16 protein-coding genes are annotated in these 18,139 nt (G+C 35.5%); 2 read left to right on the top strand and 14 right to left on the bottom strand.

Features of this window, described 5'->3' with window-relative positions:
• Positions 1-2: 2 nt before the first annotated feature.
• Complete coding sequence (locus A5870_RS17835; protein WP_231472428.1) at positions 3-968, bottom strand: SpaA isopeptide-forming pilin-related protein; 966 nt, start codon at positions 966-968, stop codon at positions 3-5.
• Between the two features lie 636 nt (positions 969-1,604).
• On the opposite strand from A5870_RS17835, the gene A5870_RS05785 reads away from it, so the two are divergent.
• Complete coding sequence (locus tag A5870_RS05785) at positions 1,605-2,219, top strand: helix-turn-helix transcriptional regulator (RefSeq protein WP_086292101.1); 615 nt, start codon at positions 1,605-1,607, stop codon at positions 2,217-2,219.
• 116 nt (positions 2,220-2,335) lie between these two features.
• Here A5870_RS05785 and wecB (A5870_RS05780) read toward each other — a convergent pair whose 3' ends face one another.
• The 13 genes from wecB (A5870_RS05780) to A5870_RS05710 all read right to left on the bottom strand — a co-directional run bounded on the left by wecB (A5870_RS05780) (position 2,336) and on the right by A5870_RS05710 (position 16,574).
• Positions 2,336-3,463, bottom strand: a complete 1,128-nt coding sequence (gene wecB, locus A5870_RS05780; protein WP_086292100.1) for a non-hydrolyzing UDP-N-acetylglucosamine 2-epimerase — start codon at positions 3,461-3,463, stop codon at positions 2,336-2,338.
• 1,168 nt (positions 3,464-4,631) lie between these two features.
• Entirely contained in the window at positions 4,632-5,756 is a 1,125-nt protein-coding gene (gene wecB / locus A5870_RS05765; RefSeq protein ID WP_086292097.1) for a non-hydrolyzing UDP-N-acetylglucosamine 2-epimerase, read from the bottom strand.
• Between the two features lie 2 nt (positions 5,757-5,758).
• On the bottom strand, positions 5,759-6,868 hold the full coding sequence (locus tag A5870_RS05760) for a capsular polysaccharide biosynthesis protein CapF (RefSeq protein ID WP_086292096.1): 1,110 nt from the start codon (positions 6,866-6,868) through the stop codon (positions 5,759-5,761).
• Complete coding sequence (locus tag A5870_RS05755; RefSeq protein WP_086292095.1) at positions 6,865-7,887, bottom strand: polysaccharide biosynthesis protein; 1,023 nt, start codon at positions 7,885-7,887, stop codon at positions 6,865-6,867. The genes A5870_RS05760 and A5870_RS05755 overlap by 4 nt, the downstream gene beginning before the upstream one ends.
• Positions 7,888-7,889: 2 nt before the next feature.
• Positions 7,890-9,113: a glycosyltransferase family 4 protein gene (locus A5870_RS05750; RefSeq protein ID WP_086292094.1), complete on the bottom strand. Its 1,224-nt coding sequence runs from the start codon at positions 9,111-9,113 to the stop codon at positions 7,890-7,892.
• Positions 9,110-9,976 carry an NAD-dependent epimerase/dehydratase family protein gene (locus tag A5870_RS05745; protein WP_086292093.1) on the bottom strand — a complete coding sequence of 289 codons (867 nt, stop codon included), beginning with the start codon at positions 9,974-9,976 and terminating at the stop codon, positions 9,110-9,112. Before A5870_RS05745 ends, A5870_RS05750 begins: the two co-directional genes overlap by 4 nt.
• Entirely contained in the window at positions 9,973-10,587 is a 615-nt protein-coding gene (locus A5870_RS05740; protein ID WP_170924024.1) for a sugar transferase, read from the bottom strand. The genes A5870_RS05745 and A5870_RS05740 overlap by 4 nt, the downstream gene beginning before the upstream one ends.
• Before the next feature lie 12 nt (positions 10,588-10,599).
• Positions 10,600-12,417, bottom strand: a complete 1,818-nt coding sequence (locus A5870_RS05735) for a polysaccharide biosynthesis protein (RefSeq protein WP_086292091.1) — start codon at positions 12,415-12,417, stop codon at positions 10,600-10,602.
• A gap of 12 nt (positions 12,418-12,429) precedes the next feature.
• Positions 12,430-13,194: a tyrosine-protein phosphatase gene (locus A5870_RS05730; RefSeq protein WP_086292090.1), complete on the bottom strand. Its 765-nt coding sequence runs from the start codon at positions 13,192-13,194 to the stop codon at positions 12,430-12,432.
• A gap of 23 nt (positions 13,195-13,217) precedes the next feature.
• Entirely contained in the window at positions 13,218-13,925 is a 708-nt protein-coding gene (locus A5870_RS05725) for a CpsD/CapB family tyrosine-protein kinase (protein WP_005234973.1), read from the bottom strand.
• A 9-nt stretch (positions 13,926-13,934) separates the two neighbouring features.
• The gene (locus A5870_RS05720; RefSeq protein ID WP_074931986.1) at positions 13,935-14,714 is read right to left on the bottom strand and encodes a YveK family protein; all 780 of its coding nucleotides are present in this window, start codon (positions 14,712-14,714) and stop codon (positions 13,935-13,937) included.
• Positions 14,715-14,729: 15 nt separating this feature from the next.
• On the bottom strand, positions 14,730-15,662 hold the full coding sequence (locus A5870_RS05715) for an LCP family glycopolymer transferase (protein ID WP_074931990.1): 933 nt from the start codon (positions 15,660-15,662) through the stop codon (positions 14,730-14,732).
• 45 nt (positions 15,663-15,707) lie between these two features.
• Positions 15,708-16,574: a hypothetical protein gene (locus A5870_RS05710; RefSeq protein WP_086292088.1), complete on the bottom strand. Its 867-nt coding sequence runs from the start codon at positions 16,572-16,574 to the stop codon at positions 15,708-15,710.
• Between the two features lie 857 nt (positions 16,575-17,431).
• Between A5870_RS05710 and A5870_RS17580 the strand changes: the two genes are divergently transcribed.
• The gene (locus tag A5870_RS17580; RefSeq protein WP_242595989.1) at positions 17,432-18,106 is read left to right on the top strand and encodes a helix-turn-helix domain-containing protein; all 675 of its coding nucleotides are present in this window, start codon (positions 17,432-17,434) and stop codon (positions 18,104-18,106) included.
• Positions 18,107-18,139: the final 33 nt, after the last annotated feature.

Raw genomic sequence — 18,139 nt, 5'->3', positions numbered from 1 at the left:
TCTTACCCTTGAGTATCAAGATATCTGACAGTTACCTCTCCCACCTGCTCCGGGTCAACAATGACATTGACTACATGTGTTGTATATACACTATATGAGGCTTGTCTAGCCATAAAAATTGCTACGTAAGTCCCCGGTTTGCTCGGATCAACATTTGTGTAGTACGGAAAGATCTGTGAGTCAGAAATACTTTTTTCTATGTTGCCGCTAAAATTTAACTTAAACGCCTCGATCCCTGATGCCTGTGTTGAGAAATCGAAGTTACTGTTTACAGGAATATGAATCGTATCGGGGCTATCTCCAAAAGCATACTCGCCTACAATTTGACGCTCATAAAGTGCCAATGTTTTGGTTTCTCCTGCTTGCAAATTGATAGAATTTCCAATCGATGTAAATGCGTAGTTCAATCTTTGATTCGTTGTACCCACTTGCTTAATAAAGTAGCCCCCTGAAGGAACCTGAATCGTTACCTTTCCTGAACTGTCCGTGACTAACAACGTCACTTCACCAGATGTCGAGGAGGTCAATGTGAAATAAGCGCCTTGGATTGGCTGGTTTGAATTACTATCTAAAACTTGAACCGTCAGTTGCGCATTGGCAGCTCTTGCAGAAGACGGATCAACAGAAGAAGGGTCATTATTTACTGTGTCTACAGCAGATTCTTCTTTATTTTCCGATCCGCTGGTGGCTCCTTCACTGTTACTACTTGCTTGTGTTTGCTCGTTCTTAACATCCACACTCGATGAGGTCGTTGTTGTCAGCGTAGGATTTTCTACTTGAGAGGTAGCTTGTCTAGCATCCGCAGAAGCATTCGTATCATCAGATTGCACTGTATTCACTTCTTCCTGATCCACCTGCGGAGATTCTGAAAACACTTGGCTTTCCGCCATTACCTGAAATGCTGGCGTTACCACCACAGCACTTAATAAGATTACTAAAGATAGAATAGATTTAAACTTCTTTTTCACAAACTTTCACCTTAACCTTCTTTTTCAAAATTAAAACTTTTTTATCCAAACTTTTTTTACGCCTAAAAATCATTATAATTTATTAATTTTTAATTTACAAACATTTTTTTATTTAGCGTATCATTCACTCCTATCAAAAAATTTTTATGCGGACACATGAAATACCATTGAGCGTATGTATACTTAATTCACTTGTCATCGCATTGCATCACCTCTTCAGAATTTTATAATTCAAGCACCCTTACCTTCAAGCAAATCCAGTGCAAATCAGCGCAAATCTTCTTTGCATCCTTGTTTTATCAATGATTTCATTTTCAAAAAAGCAAATTATTTTTTACTTAATCGTGGCATTCTTTTTTTGAATGATTCGAGCAAGTCTATCTTCTACTCTCAATATGTGATATCTTTGAACATTTATCAGTTCATATATGACAATTGTTACCTATTATAGGTGAAGGATTCACTGAAAAAATCGAGCACTTTCAGGAAATTTTTTAGGGATATCTGGCATAAGCTCATTTAAATTTAATCTTTTAAGAACAAAGAAAATATCTTGTGCATTTTTTCGTTAAATCGAGCTTTACAATTGTTTCTTTGAACCGCTTTATGATAGGATATGTCAGAAGGAGCATTGAAATGACTATAGCTGAAAAAATAAAAGAGAGTCGCTTGAAATTAGGACTCACCCAACAAGAAGTTTCCGAAAAATTATTTGTTACTAGACAAACGATCTCAAATTGGGAAAACAATCGAAGTACCCCAGACATCGACACATTGATCAAATTAAGTGATCTCTATCAAATCGATTTAGAGTCACTGCTAAAACCAGAACAATTAGCAGAAGAACCAGAAATAAAGATCGGGGAGAAGAAAAAAACCTTCCGCCTTCCTCTATACATGCTAAATTTGACTGCAGTCGTCGCTTGCGTTTTCACCGACTTCTTAATACCTACAGGAACAATGACCCTATGGACAGCTGCTGCACATTTTTTGTTACTAGTTAACTTTGTCCTTTTATTCGGCTTTTTCCTCACAAAAAAAAGACCCCTCCCTGCAAAAACAATTGTCTTTGCATTAGGAAAAGGTCTGCTGATCTTAGCCATTATATTAGGTTTTACTCTTTGGTCGAATAAAGGAGCTTCCGCTGATGCGTTACATCTGATTGGCCATAATTATGGTCATTTTATCTATTTGACGTTTAAAGCCATTGGGGTGATTTATTTGTTTGATTGGCGGAAGTTTATGTACTAAAAAATTTAAGCAGTTTAAAAAACCGCGTGTTTTTTATCCTATCAGATAAACAGTTAAAATCCATATTAAATAGAAAAGTACTCTGATATCTATACAAGATATCAGAGTACTTTGTTTTAAAACTCAGAAGGTTTTTCATTAGTTAAGCCAAAGCTGTATGCAATAGCATCTAAAATTCTCTGACTAGCAAATCCATCTCCGTAAGGGTTTGAAGCTTTAGACATTTGGTCGTAAATATCATTATCTTCAAGCAATTCTTTGGCAGAGACAAATACTTTATCTTCACTTGTACCAACTAATCTTAATGTGCCAGCCTCTATTCCTTCTGGTCTCTCAGTTGTATCACGTAAGACTAATACAGGTTTTCCTAAGGAAGGAGCTTCTTCTTGCACTCCTCCAGAATCTGACATAATCATATAGCTATGATTAGCAAAGTTTTGAAAATCCACCACGTCTAATGGTTCAATTAAATGAATTCGATCGCAATCAATCAAAGTTTCTTTTACCGTTTTTCGAACTATCGGATTCTTATGCATAGGGAATACCACATGTACATCATCAAAGTGTTCGACAATTCGATTTATCGCTTTGAAAACGTTCTTCATAGGATTTCCTAAGTTTTCTCTTCTATGCATTGTAACTAGTATTATTTTTTTATCCCCTATATCTGTTAATAAAGAATGACTATATTGGTCTGAAATGGTATATTTCATAGCATCAATAGCCGTATTTCCGGTAACGTAAATATCGCTGACATTTCTTTTTTCATTTAATAAATTCTTCTTACTCATCTCAGTAGGAGCAAAATAAATATCTGCTAAAACATCAGTGAGCTGTCTATTCATTTCTTCGGGAAACGGAGAGTACTTATTCCAAGTTCTTAGACCTGCTTCTACATGCCCAATTTTTATTTGATGATAAAAACTAGCTATTGATGCCGAAAAAGTTGTTGTCGTATCACCATGAACAAGAACAATATCTGGTTTTGCTTCTTCAAAAATCTGATCTAATTCTTTTATTACGCGACTTGTTATACCCGCTAATGTTTGTCCATCTTTCATTATATTTAAATCGTAATCTGCTGATAAATCAAAAATATTCATTACCTGATCTAACATTTGGCGATGCTGAGCCGTCACAGTTACAATTGATTCGAATCGAAGATCTTCTTCAATAGCTTTGACAAGTGGTGCCATTTTGATAGCCTCTGGCCTTGTACCAAATATTGTCATTATTTTTATCATAATTATTTACTCCTATTTAAAGATAATTTCTTAACGAAATATAGCGCATTTCTAAAATCCTGTTCATAAGAAAATAAAATTACATAAACTAACGTATTACATAAAAATGTACAAAACACGCCAATTATAAAAGCGATAAATGAATGAGTAGGAATATATTGCTTTAAGAAAAGTCCTAATGTAATAGCTATAGAAAGTTTAATAAAGAAAATTATAGTTTTCTTTGCGTAATCTATGGAAGAAGTTTTCAAACCATATTTAAAAACGAGATAAGGTTCATACCAAAATATTACTAACATAGTTGATAGAATTGTTCCAAGTATAATACCACTTATCCCTAAATTAAATGATTTCACAAGGACTAATGATAACAATATATTTATTAAACCTTCAATTATAGATTTCCACCTCTGTTGCCAGAATATTCCATATGCAGCTATAAATGTTCTGCATGTTCCCAGATATATTTGTAAAGTAATTTGTATAACTATAAGTAACATTAGTTGATCCGAAAAAAGAAAATCTTTTCCGACCCAAAGTTCTATGAAAGGATTCATTACTGTAACCAACGTAACAGAAATAAAATAAACTATTGATGATAAAATAAACTATTGATGAATTAATAAACAAATGAATCTTAAATAACTCTAATTCCTTCCTTTTGTTTTTTTCTGTAATAGCATTTCCTAAACTAGGAGTAACAGCACCTGTAATCTGACTTGTAATACCTCGAATAGCAGTGATTATCATTGTATAGTTAGCATATTTACCAACTGTCGCTAAACCAATAAAATAAGATATCATTATATTATCAGTAGCCAAGACGAGTACACTTCCGATTTGAGATGAAAAATTTCCAATAATATTTCTTTTCAAACGATTGCGTATTTCTGAAGAAGTTTTTGTTGGATTGATCGCAAAGATATCCTTATATTTTCTTGAAACAAAAAATGAAATTACAATATTACCTCCTATTGTAGCTATAATCTGTAAAATCAAATATATAATAAAGTTGTTAAAAAGAATCAAAGAAATTATCTGTGAAATACTAAGTGCAACAAAGAACGAAAACTCAATTATAACAACAACATAATTTTTTTGATCAGCATTAAGTCTGTCTCTTATACACATCTAGATGTGTATAAGAGACAGGTTACAAGCAGTACTTTCATGATAACCACACCACACGATTCACATAATCTGTATAAGAAACAATAATCCGTAATACTTTTTCAGATACATTTGGCATTGAATAATCTGATACTTGTCGGAGAGTATCATCTTCTTGTGACTCTAAAACTTCTAATCCTTCAAGAATTCTGGTTTTCTTTAAACCAACCATCATCACACTAGCTTCTTCCATAGCTTCTGGTCTTTCATGTGCCTGACGGATATTTAAAGCTTTGAACCCGAGGATCGATGCTTCTTCACTGATCGTACCACTGTCACTTAAAACAGCTTTAGCATTCATTTGAAGCTTATTGTAATCATTAAATCCCATAGGTTTCATGGTTTGAATCAATTCGTGGAATTGAATACCCTCTGCTTCTATCATTTTCATTGTCCGAGGATGAGTACTGATAATAATTGGATATTGATATACTTCAGCAATTGAGTTTAGCGAATCCACTAGATCATGAAAATTTTCTTTTGAGCTAATATTTTCTTCCCTATGTGCGGATACTAAAAAGTACTCATTTTGCTTAAGATTTAGTTTTTCCAAAATAGATGAATTCTCAATATCTTCTTTTCTAGAATTTAGTACTTCAAACATCGGACTACCTGTCTTAATAATTCGATCAGCTGGCAATCCTTCTCTTAGTAAATATTCTCTGGCGATATCACTATACGTTAAATTAATATCAGCTGTATGGTCAACAATTTTTCGATTTGTTTCTTCTGGTACTCTTTGATCAAAACAGCGATTTCCAGCTTCCATATGAAAAATAGGAATGTGTCTTCGCTTCGCGGCAATTGCACATAAACAACTGTTGGTATCTCCCAAGACCAAAAATGCGTCTGGTTTTACTTCTTCAAGAATTGGATCTATTTTGATCAGTATATTCCCAACGGTTTCAATGGCTGTACCTGTTGCTGCATTCAAAAAATAATCTGGTTTCTTTAATTTAAAATCTTCAAAAAAAACTTCATTTAGTTCATAATCATAGTTTTGACCAGTATGTACAAGTACATGGTCAATCGCTTCAGAACTCTCTAAACGATTAATAACTGCTGATAAGCGAATGATTTCTGGACGAGTCCCGACGACTGTCATAACTTTTAATTTTTTCAATGTTAGACCTCCACGTAATAAGTATCAGGATTTTCAGGGTCAAACGTTTCGTTCACCCACATAACAGTAACCATGTCAGTATTACCTAAGTTCTCAATATTATGAGTATAGCCAACAGGTATATCGACTACTTCTAATTTCTCACCAGAAACAAAATACTCGATAATTTCTTCAGAACCAATCTTTCTAAAGCGGATAACGCCTTTTCCACTTACTACCAAAAATTTCTCATTTTTGGTATGATGCCAGTGATTTCCTTTAACAATCCTCGGCTTTGAAATATTAATTGAGACTTGTCCGCGATCTTCAGTCCTCAAAAATTCGGTGAATGATCCGCGATCATCGATATTCATCTTTAAAGGATATGAAAACTCATCCTCTGGTAAAAAGCTAAGAAATGTACTATACAGATTTTTTTCTATTCTACGATTTAATTGAGGTACAGATAGATTTATTCTACTTTCTTTAAAAGAAAGAATTATATCTCTCAAAGCGCCCACAGTTACTGTATCCGTTTCTCTTACTGAACAAAAGTCATCGACAATAAATGGTTTTGCTTGAAGGCAATGCAGCAATTCTTTAACAACATCATCAATATAGCAAAGTTCAATTTCTGCATTTTTATCATTGACGGTTATTTCTTCACCTCGAGCCACTTTATAACAAAAAGTCGCTACTACCGTATTATAATTTGGTTTCGACCATTTTCCATACAAATTAGAGAATCGATAAATGTAGACTTTCGCTCCAGTTTCACTTTGATATTTTCGTAAAAGATCTTCTCCAGCTTTCTTACTGCGACCATAAGCATTGTTAAGAGCAGCTTGAATAGAGGATGATATCATTACTGGACAGGTATTGTTGTATTCCTTTAGTTTATCTAGAAGAACTGAGGTGAAACCGAAATTTCCTTCCATAAACTCTTCTTCTTCCTTGGGACGATTCACGCCCGCTAAATGGAAAACAAAATCTGCTTTTAAGCAATATTCATCTAATAAATGTGGACGAGTATCTATATCATATTCAAAAATATTTCCATAACCTTCATTTCGAAGCTCTGCAATTAAATTTTTACCTACAAATCCATTTGCTCCTGTAACTAAAATATTCATCGACTTTTCCACTCTTTCAACTCTTCTTGAACATAATCTAATGCTAATAATTTTTCCTTGATTTGTTCTACAGATAGTCGTTCTGTGTTATCAGAATTGTATTCACCTTCGTGTGTCAACTCAGTACTGCCTTCACTAAAATATTTCTCGTAGTTAAGATCTCTAGTATCAGCTGGAACACGATAGAAGCCGCCCATATCTTTCGCAACGAGATATTCTTCTTTTGTAAGAAGCGTTTCATATCTTTTCTCACCATGACGTGTACCTATAATTTGAATTTCATTTTCGACTTTAAAAAGTTCATTCACTGCTTGTGCTAGATCACCAACCGTTGACGCAGGCGATTTTTGAACCATGATGTCTCCTGCTTTTGCATTTTGAAATGCAAAAACAACTAATTCAACTGCTTCTTCTAAACTCATCAAGAATCTAGTCATGCCCGGGTCCGTTACAGTTAACGGTTTTCCTGCTTTTATTTGCTCAATAAATAATGGAATCACAGAACCTCTGGATGCCATGACATTACCATACCGCGTTCCGCAAATCATTGTATTTTCATCTGCCACAGTTTTCGCTTTTGCTACAAAAACCTTCTCCATCATTGCCTTTGAAATCCCCATTGCGTTGATTGGATAAGCTGCTTTATCTGTTGAAAGACAAATAACTTTTTTTACCCCCATCTCAACAGCAGCTGTCACAACATTATCCGTACCCATGACATTTGTTTTAACAGCTTCCATCGGAAAGAATTCGCATGAAGGAACTTGTTTTAAAGCAGCCGCATGAAATATGTAATCTACTCCGTACATTGCATTTTTAACACTATTTATATCGCGTACATCCCCAATATAAAATTTCAATTTGTCATTGTTGTATTTCTTTCTCATGTCATCTTGTTTCTTTTCATCTCGAGAGAAGATACGGATTTCTTTTATATCGGAGTCTAAAAATCTTTTCATTACTGCATTACCAAATGAACCTGTACCACCTGTTATTAATAACACTTTATTATTAAACACTTTTATTCCTCCAATATTCTTTTGAATAATTTAATGTATTTTTGAATTTGAATATTTCTACAATAGTTTTTGGAAACTTTGTTTGACATATTCTTACTCATAGAGCGAAGTGTTGTTTTATCATTATTTAAAGTCAACAAACTACTTATTAATTCTTCCGAATCTCCATTATGCACTGCGATTCCTGCATTATTTAATAATAATTCACGAGCAATGTCAGTGTTCGTATCCATGATCGCAATTACTGGTTTTTCTGCTTGATAATAACTATATGTTTTACTAGGAACTGCTAATCCAGAGAGACCCTCTTCAAGTGAAACAATAAATATAGAAGTGATGCTTAAAGCATCATTAAATTCATTCCCACTTAAATAATCAAACATAAAGCAATTCTTTAGACTTTTTTCTGTGATGACTTCTGATATTTCTTTTTTCTTATTGCCGTGACCAGCAAATAAAAAGGCGATTTTTTCTTTAGCAATACGTTCATCAGAAATTGTCTTCAAAATGGTATCCATATCCTGTGCCGTTCCCATATTACCAAAATAAGAAACTATGAGTGGATACTTATTACTTATCTCTATAAACTCCTGTGTCACAAGTTTATTCAATGATTTTTCTTCTGTTGCCCAATTTGGTATTACTATTATTCTTTCTGGATCAATGTTCCTATTTTTTCTAATATACGATTTCATGTCATTTGACAAAGCCACAATATTTGATGCTTCCGGATATAATCGTTCATTTATTTTTTGCATAAATCTAGAAATAAAACTATTCTTCCTAATCGTACCTGTTCTTTCAGCAATTTCAGGATAAAGATCATAAGCAACAAAAATAATTTTACATCCATATAGTCTTTTTGCAATAATGGATATTAAAGGCAAAATAGGTGGGTTTGAATAGACAATGATTGTTTTGTAATTTCTACACATTCGTACATTAAATAGTATTGTGAATATAAATGAAAAGTAATTTATTAGTCTACTTAAAAAATTCTTTCTGCCAAGTTGGATATATTTTTTTCGATAAACCGTCATATCATCGATTTTTTCGTTAACTGGTATTTTTTCATTTTTTTGTGTATATTCTCGAGGATAACCACATAGGACATCGACTGTTAGACCTGCTTTACTTAATCCTTGAGCAGTCTGATAAGGTAAGAGTGCCGAAGAAACATACTCTGGATAAAAGAATTGGCACATAAATAGTATATCTCTTTTCACTTTTCACTCTCCTCAATACTAGTCTTAAAATCTCTGATTTGATAATCAAATTTCACATTATTAAAAATCGATTCTGGATAACCCTCCAGCGTTGAATCATAGAAGAGCGTGCCAAAAACTTTTTGAAGTAATTTGCTATGCTCCGAAAGTTTAGAAATAAGGGTATCAAATCCTTTTATTAAATATATATTTCTGCTATGAAATTTTGCGATTTCATTTACCATTAAAGACGTGTTGACGAGCACTTTGTTCTGGGGATGGAACGTTCCATTTAACTGATTATCTATAATTACTTTGACAAAGCAATGGAGATTATCAATATAAAGCATGCTTCTCTTGTTGTTTACTTTAGGAAATACATTAATTTTTTTTGCCACATTTGATAATCTTTGGTAATTTCCAACACATTGCGGACCGTAAATCATAGGAGGTCTGATTATCGCTACTTTGAAAGAATCAGTTGCTAACCTTTCAATCTGTATTTCAGCTTCTCTCTTAGATTTACCATATGGTGTTTTAGGATTTATTTTAGTCTTTGCAGAAATAGCTCCACTCTCTACTCCAAAAACAGACATCGTACTAAAAAAAATAAAATGCTGTACATGTTCTTTCTTTGCTTTTTCTGCTATTCTAATAGCTAAATCACGATTTACTTTGTAATACAATTCTTCATTCGTTTCTTTGACGTGAACAATAGCTGCAAGATGAATCAAAACATCATATACAGAAAAATCAACATCTTTCCAAGTACTATCCCTAACACTAATCGTTTCAATTTGATAATATTCTTTATATTGCTCTATCCATGTTTTAAATGATGTACCAATATAGCTATTCTCTCCTGTGATGAGGATACGCTTCATTGCCCATCCTCCTTCTTAATACTACTTGTTCCGCCTTCTATAACACCCTCACTTTTAAAAACAGAAACAATCGTTCCAAGAAAACACTTCAGATCCATAGAGGGTGAAATGCTTTCAGTATAATTCCCATCTAAAAGAGCTTTTTGTTTAATTTCCAACTCGTCTCGACCACTAATTTGAGCTAACCCAGTCAATCCTGGTCGAATATCATTTGCCCCATACTTATCTCGTTCTTCAATCAAATCATATTGATTCCATAGCGCTGGACGAGGTCCAATGACAGCCATATCGCCTTTGATAATATTGAATAATTGGGGCAGCTCATCCAAACTAGTTTTTCTTAAAAATTTCCCGACCTTGGTGATATAAAAATCAGGGTCTGCTAATAGATGTGTCGGCATTTCTTTCGGTGTATCAATCTTCATTGTCCGAAATTTATAAATGTTAAAATGAGTTTTATTTTTACCAACCCGTTTTTGCTTGAAAATAATTGGCCCCTTAGAATCTAGTTTTATTGCTAAACATAAAAGTAATAAAACTGGTGATAACACAACGATCCCCATTAACGATAAAATAAAATCAATGATTCGTTTCAATCCATCCTTATACAACAAAATCCACTCCTATTTGTTTGAAGCATTTGCAAATTTCACGATTTCATTAGCCAATGTAGCACTCTCTTTAGGAAGTGCTTCTACAAAATAAAGTACCTCTTCCAATGAATATCCTTTGATATTACCAACAAAAATTTTCTCAAAGACTGCTTCATCATTCCGTTCTTTATCTAGTAATAATTCTTCGTATAATTTTTCACCAGGCCGGATCCCTGTTTCAATAATCTCAATCTCTTCTTCGCTATAACCACTTAGACGAATCATATTCTTCGCAAGATCAACGATTTTCACCGGTTCGCCCATATCTAATATGAAGATCTCGCCACCTTGAGCAAGTGCGCCTGACTGAATAACTAAGCGGCTAGCTTCTGGGATCGTCATGAAATAGCGAGTCATGCGAAAATCAGTCACTGTAATCGGTCCACCTTTTGCTATTTGCTCACGGAATACTGGAATCACACTGCCTCTTGAACCTAAGACATTACCAAAACGTACAGCAGAAAATTTCGTGCAACCTTTTTCATTTAAGCCAGTAACAATCATCTCAGAGATGCGCTTTGTTGCCCCCATGACGTTTGGCGGATTATTGGCCTTATCTGTAGAGACCATTACAAAGTTTTTCACCTTCGCATCTTTAGCAGCTTCAGCAGTATTCTTCGTTCCGTAAATATTGTTTTTGACTGCCTCTCTAGGATTGTATTCCATCAACGGCACGTGTTTATGGGCTGCCGCATGATAGACGATATCCGGTTTGACTTCGTTCATGATTTCAAACATCTTTTCACGATCTTGTATATCGGCTATAACGGGAACGATTTCGGTAATATTGTCTTTAAAATTGTTGTTCAACTCGCGGTCAATTAAGTAAATCGAGTTTTCTCCGTGTCCTAACAAAACTAGTTTTTTAGGATTGAATTGAATCACTTGGCGACAGATTTCGGAACCAATCGATCCACCAGCACCAGTCACTAATATCGTCTTTCCAGTAATTTGATCTTTGATGGAGTCGATATCCAATTTGACTTCATCTCTACCTAGCAAATCAACGACATCGATTTTCTTCAAACGTGAAGTGCTGATTTTTCCAGAGGCGATTTCTTCCATTGATGGCATCGTGTTGACTTTGACATGCAAAGGTTCAATTAAGCTAAAAATACTCCGCAATTTTTTCCGTGACAAGGATGGAATAGCGATCGTAACCATATTGATCTCATACTTTTGAATCAATTCAGGCAAATCGCTGATACAACCCAAGACTTTTTTCCCAGAAAGATAAGTGTTTCGTTTATTCGGATCATCATCGACAAATCCGATAATATTAATGTCACTTGCCGTTTTCGAACCTACGAAGCTATTGTAAAGAATACGGCCGCCTTCTCCTGCACCGACGATCAGGGTATTTTTGACAACCTCATTGGACGTACCCCTCATGTTTTTTCTTTCAATATAGATCCGCCAAATCAATCGACTAGCAATAATCAGAAAGAGCGAAAGAAAGTACGTAAAGATCACTAAGCGCACGCTATAGGTTTCATCACCGAAAAACAAGATCACGTTACAAGTAAAAGCGCTGCATGATACAGCCAAGAAGATAGCAATCATTTCTTTCAAGTTCGTGTAACGATTGATTCGAGAAAAAACACGAAACACTGATCCATAAAAAAGATAGAAACCGACAGAAAGGCTCACCGACATCAATGTAAATTCTTTTGGAATCGCCACAAAGGGTTTCATAAAATAAACTGCTGCAATATTTGCTGCTATGATCAATAAACTATCTACAACTATCAAAGTTACAATTTTTCTTCTTCTCGTTAATTCAAACAACCCAGTTGCCCCCTAAAATAACCCGAATTTCTTTTTTTTCACTTCTGTAAAAGCTGGAAAACTGATTTGATCCCCGTTTATCAAATCTTTTGCTACTTGTTTCATCAAGGTTACTTTGAGCATGCCAAAATCTTGCTCAATTTGCTCATAAGCTTCTTTTAAATTAAAGGTGCGTTTTGTAACGCCATGGGCATCCGAAGCGACCATCTGAACAAGATTATGTTCAACCATTGTTTTTGCTGTTTTTTGGATTTCTTTTCCAAATACGCCGACATAACTTGGCGCAGTTAACTGTGCCAAACAGCCCATATCCAAAAAAGGGATGAGATTGTTAGGGTCTTTTCTAAAATGAGCATTCCGCTCGGGGTGGACAATGACTGGAATCTTTCCCAGCTGTAGTAAATCGAAGAATATTTGTTCTGTATACGTAGGCACTTCAATCGTAGGAAATTCTATCAAGATATACGTATCATCAAGATCTGTAAAAAGGATGTCATTTTTCTGTATATCCTCAATTAAATCTCCTGTTATCCTAACCTCTTGCCCCTCAAGAACTGTCAAGGGCAGGTTCCGTGCGTCTAATTCTTCTTGTAAAGAGGTAACGAGAGAAATGACCTCTGACTTCGGATTGCGGTATTTTCCATTGTTATGATGTGGGGTACAAAGGATATGCGTAATTCCTTGGCTAATCGCTTTTTCAGCCATAGCAATGCTCGCAGTGATGTCTTCTGCACCATCATCAATTCCTGGTAAAATGTGGCAATGTAAATCAATCATTTCACTCGTCTCCTTCAAATTAATTAATTTCCATAATAATAGTAGTAACCTGAATCTTTCGAGTGTTCGGCACCGTTATAGACCACCCCAATGATTCTTGCTTGAACCATATTCAAAAGATCTCTCGCTTTTGTTAAGGATTCTTTACGTGCAACATTTTCTCGAACCACTAAGATCGTCCCATCTGCTTTAGATGCCATGATTTGTGCATCGGTGACTGCTACAACTGGTGGCATATCAAAGATAACCACATCGTAAAGGTTTTTCGCTTCTTCCATCACTTGGTTCATTCGTGCTGACCCAAGTAGCTCAGATGGATTTGGTGGTTTTGGTCCGCTAGTTAAGACAGATAAATTATCAATCACCGTTTTTTGAGCTGCTTCAAGGACGCTCGTTGAGGTACTTAATACGGTACTCAATCCACTCGCATTGTTTAAGCTGAATGTTTTGTATACAGTAGGCTTTCGCATATCGGCATCAACTAACAATACTCGTTGTCCTGATTTTGCAAAAACAACCGCTAAATTAGCTGAAGTTGTCGATTTTCCTTCACCTGGACCAGAAGAAGTAACAACAATGGTCTTGATTTGTTTATCTGCTGAAGACGCAAATTGAATATTTGTACGGATCGTACGATATTGCTCTGAGATTGGTGAAGAAGGATCAATTAGCGTGATCAAACTTACTGCATGTGTCTGCGTCCCAGTACGTTCTTGTTTTTTTGCCATCATTGTTCCCTCCTAGACTCGACTACGACTGCGGCGTGATTCTGCCGCTTTGTCGCCTTGCGGTTTCTTAATAAATGGTGCACTTGGTTTTTTCTGAATGGTCGCAGCCAATTCTTTTGGTGACATTTGGGGTACAGTACCTAATACGGTAAAGCCTAATGTTTCAGTTACAAATTTATCATCTTTGACAGTTCGATCTAGCAACTCCAATAAGAAGGCTAAGCCAACACCGACCATGATGCCTAGTACTAGACCAATGGCTAAGTTTAGTTTGTTGTTAGGTGAAACTGGAGTGGTACTAGCTACCGCACTTGAAATGATTGAGATTTTATCAACATTCATAACATCTTGGGCATTTTCTTGAAAGACTAATGCAGTCGTGTTGGCAATATTTTGCGCTGACACTGCATTGGTACTAGTTGCCTGAATGGAAAACATTTGTGAGTTTTGCGATTGATTGATTGAAATGGATTCTTTCAATTGTCCGACAGTCAAGTCAAGGTTGTTTTCGGACTCCAGTCGATCCTTTACTTGTGTCATAACTAAATCACTGACGATCATATCCTTATACGTATTGATCATTTGCAGGTTTGTATTTACATCGTTTGCATTGGTAGTTTCTGATTGAGGCAATGTCACAATCAACTGGGCTTGTGAACTGTATTTAGGTGTAATGACAAAGAAGGTGAATATCCCTGCTAAAGCTAAACCAGCAAACATTGAAATAAAAATAGCAGCTAAGTGTTTCCGTAGAATTGCGAATATTTCTTTTAAGCTAATTGTTTCTTCCATCTTTTCTCCACTTTCCTATTCATTCTCTAGATTTAGTTGAGCTTTCAACTCTTTTTGAACTCTTGCTAGTTCTTCTTCACTCACACGTTGATATGAGATGCCGTCTTGCATGAATCCTTCCCCTTGCAACTGATCTTGTTTGATCGTTTGAAAGGCACTGCGATAGTTAAATGCTAAGGTTCGCATGTCATCGAAACTCATATCTGTCTTCATGTTTTGCTCAACAGCATTTAAGATCGTTTGATATTGGGTGATTCCATCAAGACTCAAGACTTTCTTAACGATCCCTTCAACGATTTTCCGTTGGCGTTCTTGCCGTCCATAATCGCCGTTTGGATCTTCATAACGCATTCTTGAATAGGCAAGAGCTTGTTCGCCATTTAGTGACGTACGTCCGATAGCAAAATCAAAGCCATCTTGCGAAAAGGTGATTTCATTATCAACTTCAATGCCGCCGACTGCATCGACTAATTCTTTTAACCCAGCCATATTGATTGATACATAATGATCGATCGGAATATCTAAGAATTTTTCTACGGTATTCATTGCCATCGCTGGTCCACCAAAAGCATAGGCATGATTAATTTTATCTGTCGTCCCATGTCCAACGATATCAACATAGGAATCTCGTCCAATACTCACCACCGTCGTCTGATTGTCTTGCGGACTGATGGTCGCAACCATCATGGTATCAGAACGGCCTTGTTCGACTCTCCCTAAATCACCGGTATCGATCCCCATCAGTAAAACCGAGAAGGATTCTTGTTGGGATAGATCGACATCATTTTCACGTAGGCGATCTTCTCGATCACGCTCGACTGATTGATAAGTTTCGTTAATTGAGTTTGACACATCAAAATATAGTTTGGCAGCGACACCGATCAATCCGATGACTAACACTGCGACGATTGAAAAAATAATTAAAAAGATTTTTTTTCCTTTTGACATTTGCTTTCCTCCAGTTATCTCTATTTTCTTTGATACATGTATCCATTAGTAGACAACGTCTGAACTTTGATCTGTCCAGGTGCCATCTCCTGCTGATGTATCCTCTGAATAACTTTCCGTTGAAGCGGGTGTATACGTGCTGTATCCTGTGTACCCCATTTGGGTAGCGACTTTATCTGCTAATTCGGTGTATTTATCTTTCAATTCTTCATTGCGAACTTTGCTGATACTGTCGACTGCACTCAGATATTTTTCTAAGGTGACTTCACTGGTCACCTCATCCCCATCAAGCATTTCATCAAAAGTTTCTTGTAACTTTGCAATGCGGTCTAATTGAGTATCCGCATATTCTAAATAGGAAACAACTAACTCTTTCCATTTACTATCCTCAAAAAAACTCAGATTTTCACGGACATTCCCAACATCCGTTTCTTTTAGATCGGCTCTAATGATGACATCATTTTCAGCACTTTGCCAATTTGAAACGCCTTCAGTAAATAAGGCTTCCGTATCCGCTTGTACTTTTAATTTTGCCTCGATGTCTTTTAGCTGATCATCAAGGGCGGTTTTTTCTTGTTGGATCTCCACTGACTCACTTGGCAGTGCATCATCATCGATCCCATAATCGTCTGCTGATACTTTCACTGCAGAAAGTTTTGCGACTGTTTTAAGAACGTCTTCTTCTTTAAGATCTTTTCTCAAAAACGTTTGATCTTCGTTGCTGTAAAATTCAGCAATTTCATTAGACAACTCATTGATGCGATCTTTTTCGCTGGCAATCGCTGTCTGTGCGTATTCGACTCGTTGCTGATATTGCCTTTGGTTATTTTGTCGGTAACCAATGAAACATATTGCAACTGCGCCAATACCAACGGCTAAAACAGTCAAAGTCTTTACTAACGGCTTTCCCATGAACACACTCCCTACTTCAATTGTGCTTGTTTAAGCATTCTGCCTTCCTCTCACATAATAAAGGCAATTCTAGTTTATTATAAGAGAAATGTATCATTAAATAAAGGAAATTCCCGCTTTTTATTTATTAAGGTATATTTTTCGTCAATATAAGACTTATATAATGCCAAACATCAGTTATTTTAAAAAACCATAAATAACATCTACTCTACTTGACAGTTTTTTTAAACCCTCATTTTAAATAATAAATAATTCAGTTATAATCGTTGTTCTCATCACCTTTTAGGGTTGTCACTTTATAGAAAAATAACCTTGAGAGATTGTATTCATTCATTTTCCCAACATCTTTTCATTATAAATAGAAAAGATAAGAAATTCAGAAAGTAATTTTATACACTTTTCTTGTTATTATAAATCAATTTAGCAAAGATGAATTTTTTTCTTGGTGCACTTAGGGTTTCCTTCGCGTTTACTATTTATTTACACCAATCGTTCCTGTTAAAATTATAAGTTATCTTCTGTAAACTGACTTTCCCCCTCAATTCCTCCCTCCAATTTCTATGGTTTTTTTAAAATATAGTTAATCATTCATTTTTTATTTTATCACAATAAAATCATCACCCCCCTCTCATACTACTCAATGCCAATCAATTTCCTTCTATGCGCTGAAAGAAACGTGTTTCTACCTATATATATATGCTGGTCGTCAGTTGATTTATAGAAAATGCAAAAAATCTTGCGCAGGCTCAGGTATAGATTTCACCAACCGATGAAATACGTGATTTGTTTTTTCTTCCCTATCTTCTTTAAGATGAATAAGTAAGATTTGCGATTTTATTCATGAAAGGAGCCACGTCTTGAGAAATTTTCAAATTAATTTCATTACCAACACTGCAACGATTCGATGGCTGAAAATTTTGATGGCATTCGAGAAAAATTATCAATGTTCGACTCAAGGTTTGGCAAAGATTTCAGGAAGTACCACGCGAACGATCGTTACGGACGTGACAGATCTCAAAGAGTATTTTGGCGACTGTTTATCGATCGACTCTTCTCATAAGGGGTATATTTTTTCAATCAAGCAGTCCGCTGTGTATTTAACGAAAAAACGTGCGCTGATTGCCGATGAGATTTTGTTCCATATCATCGAAAGTATTTTCCACAATGATCTTTATAGCTCATCGGAATGGGCAGAGAAGTACCATATATCAGAAAGCACCGTTCTTCGCTATTTACGGAAAGTACAACCTATTTTTTCTTTCTATCGTTTGGAGATCCAAACCAATCCTATTTGCTTTCTTGGTGAGGAGATCAATATTCGCAAGTTTTTCCATGATTTCTATTATGAATCGGAAATTACTGCCATACGATCTTTCCACCGATCGCCATCCAAAATATCACTGCTAGTGCTTTTTCAAGATGTTATCAACTCGACCAGCATGCTTGTTCATTTGGTGAATTCAATTATTACTTGTATATCACCTTTGAGCGCCATTTTGCAGGTCAAAGTATCGAGTTGCCTAAGCAAATAAAAAAAATATTTGAACAGTATAATGATTTTCGGT

Source organism: Enterococcus sp. 2G9_DIV0600 (assembly GCF_002140615.1).
In the GTDB taxonomy this organism is placed as follows: Bacteria; Bacillota; Bacilli; order Lactobacillales; family Enterococcaceae; genus Enterococcus_D; species Enterococcus_D innesii.
This window is presented reverse-complemented; position numbering and strand designations above follow the sequence as displayed.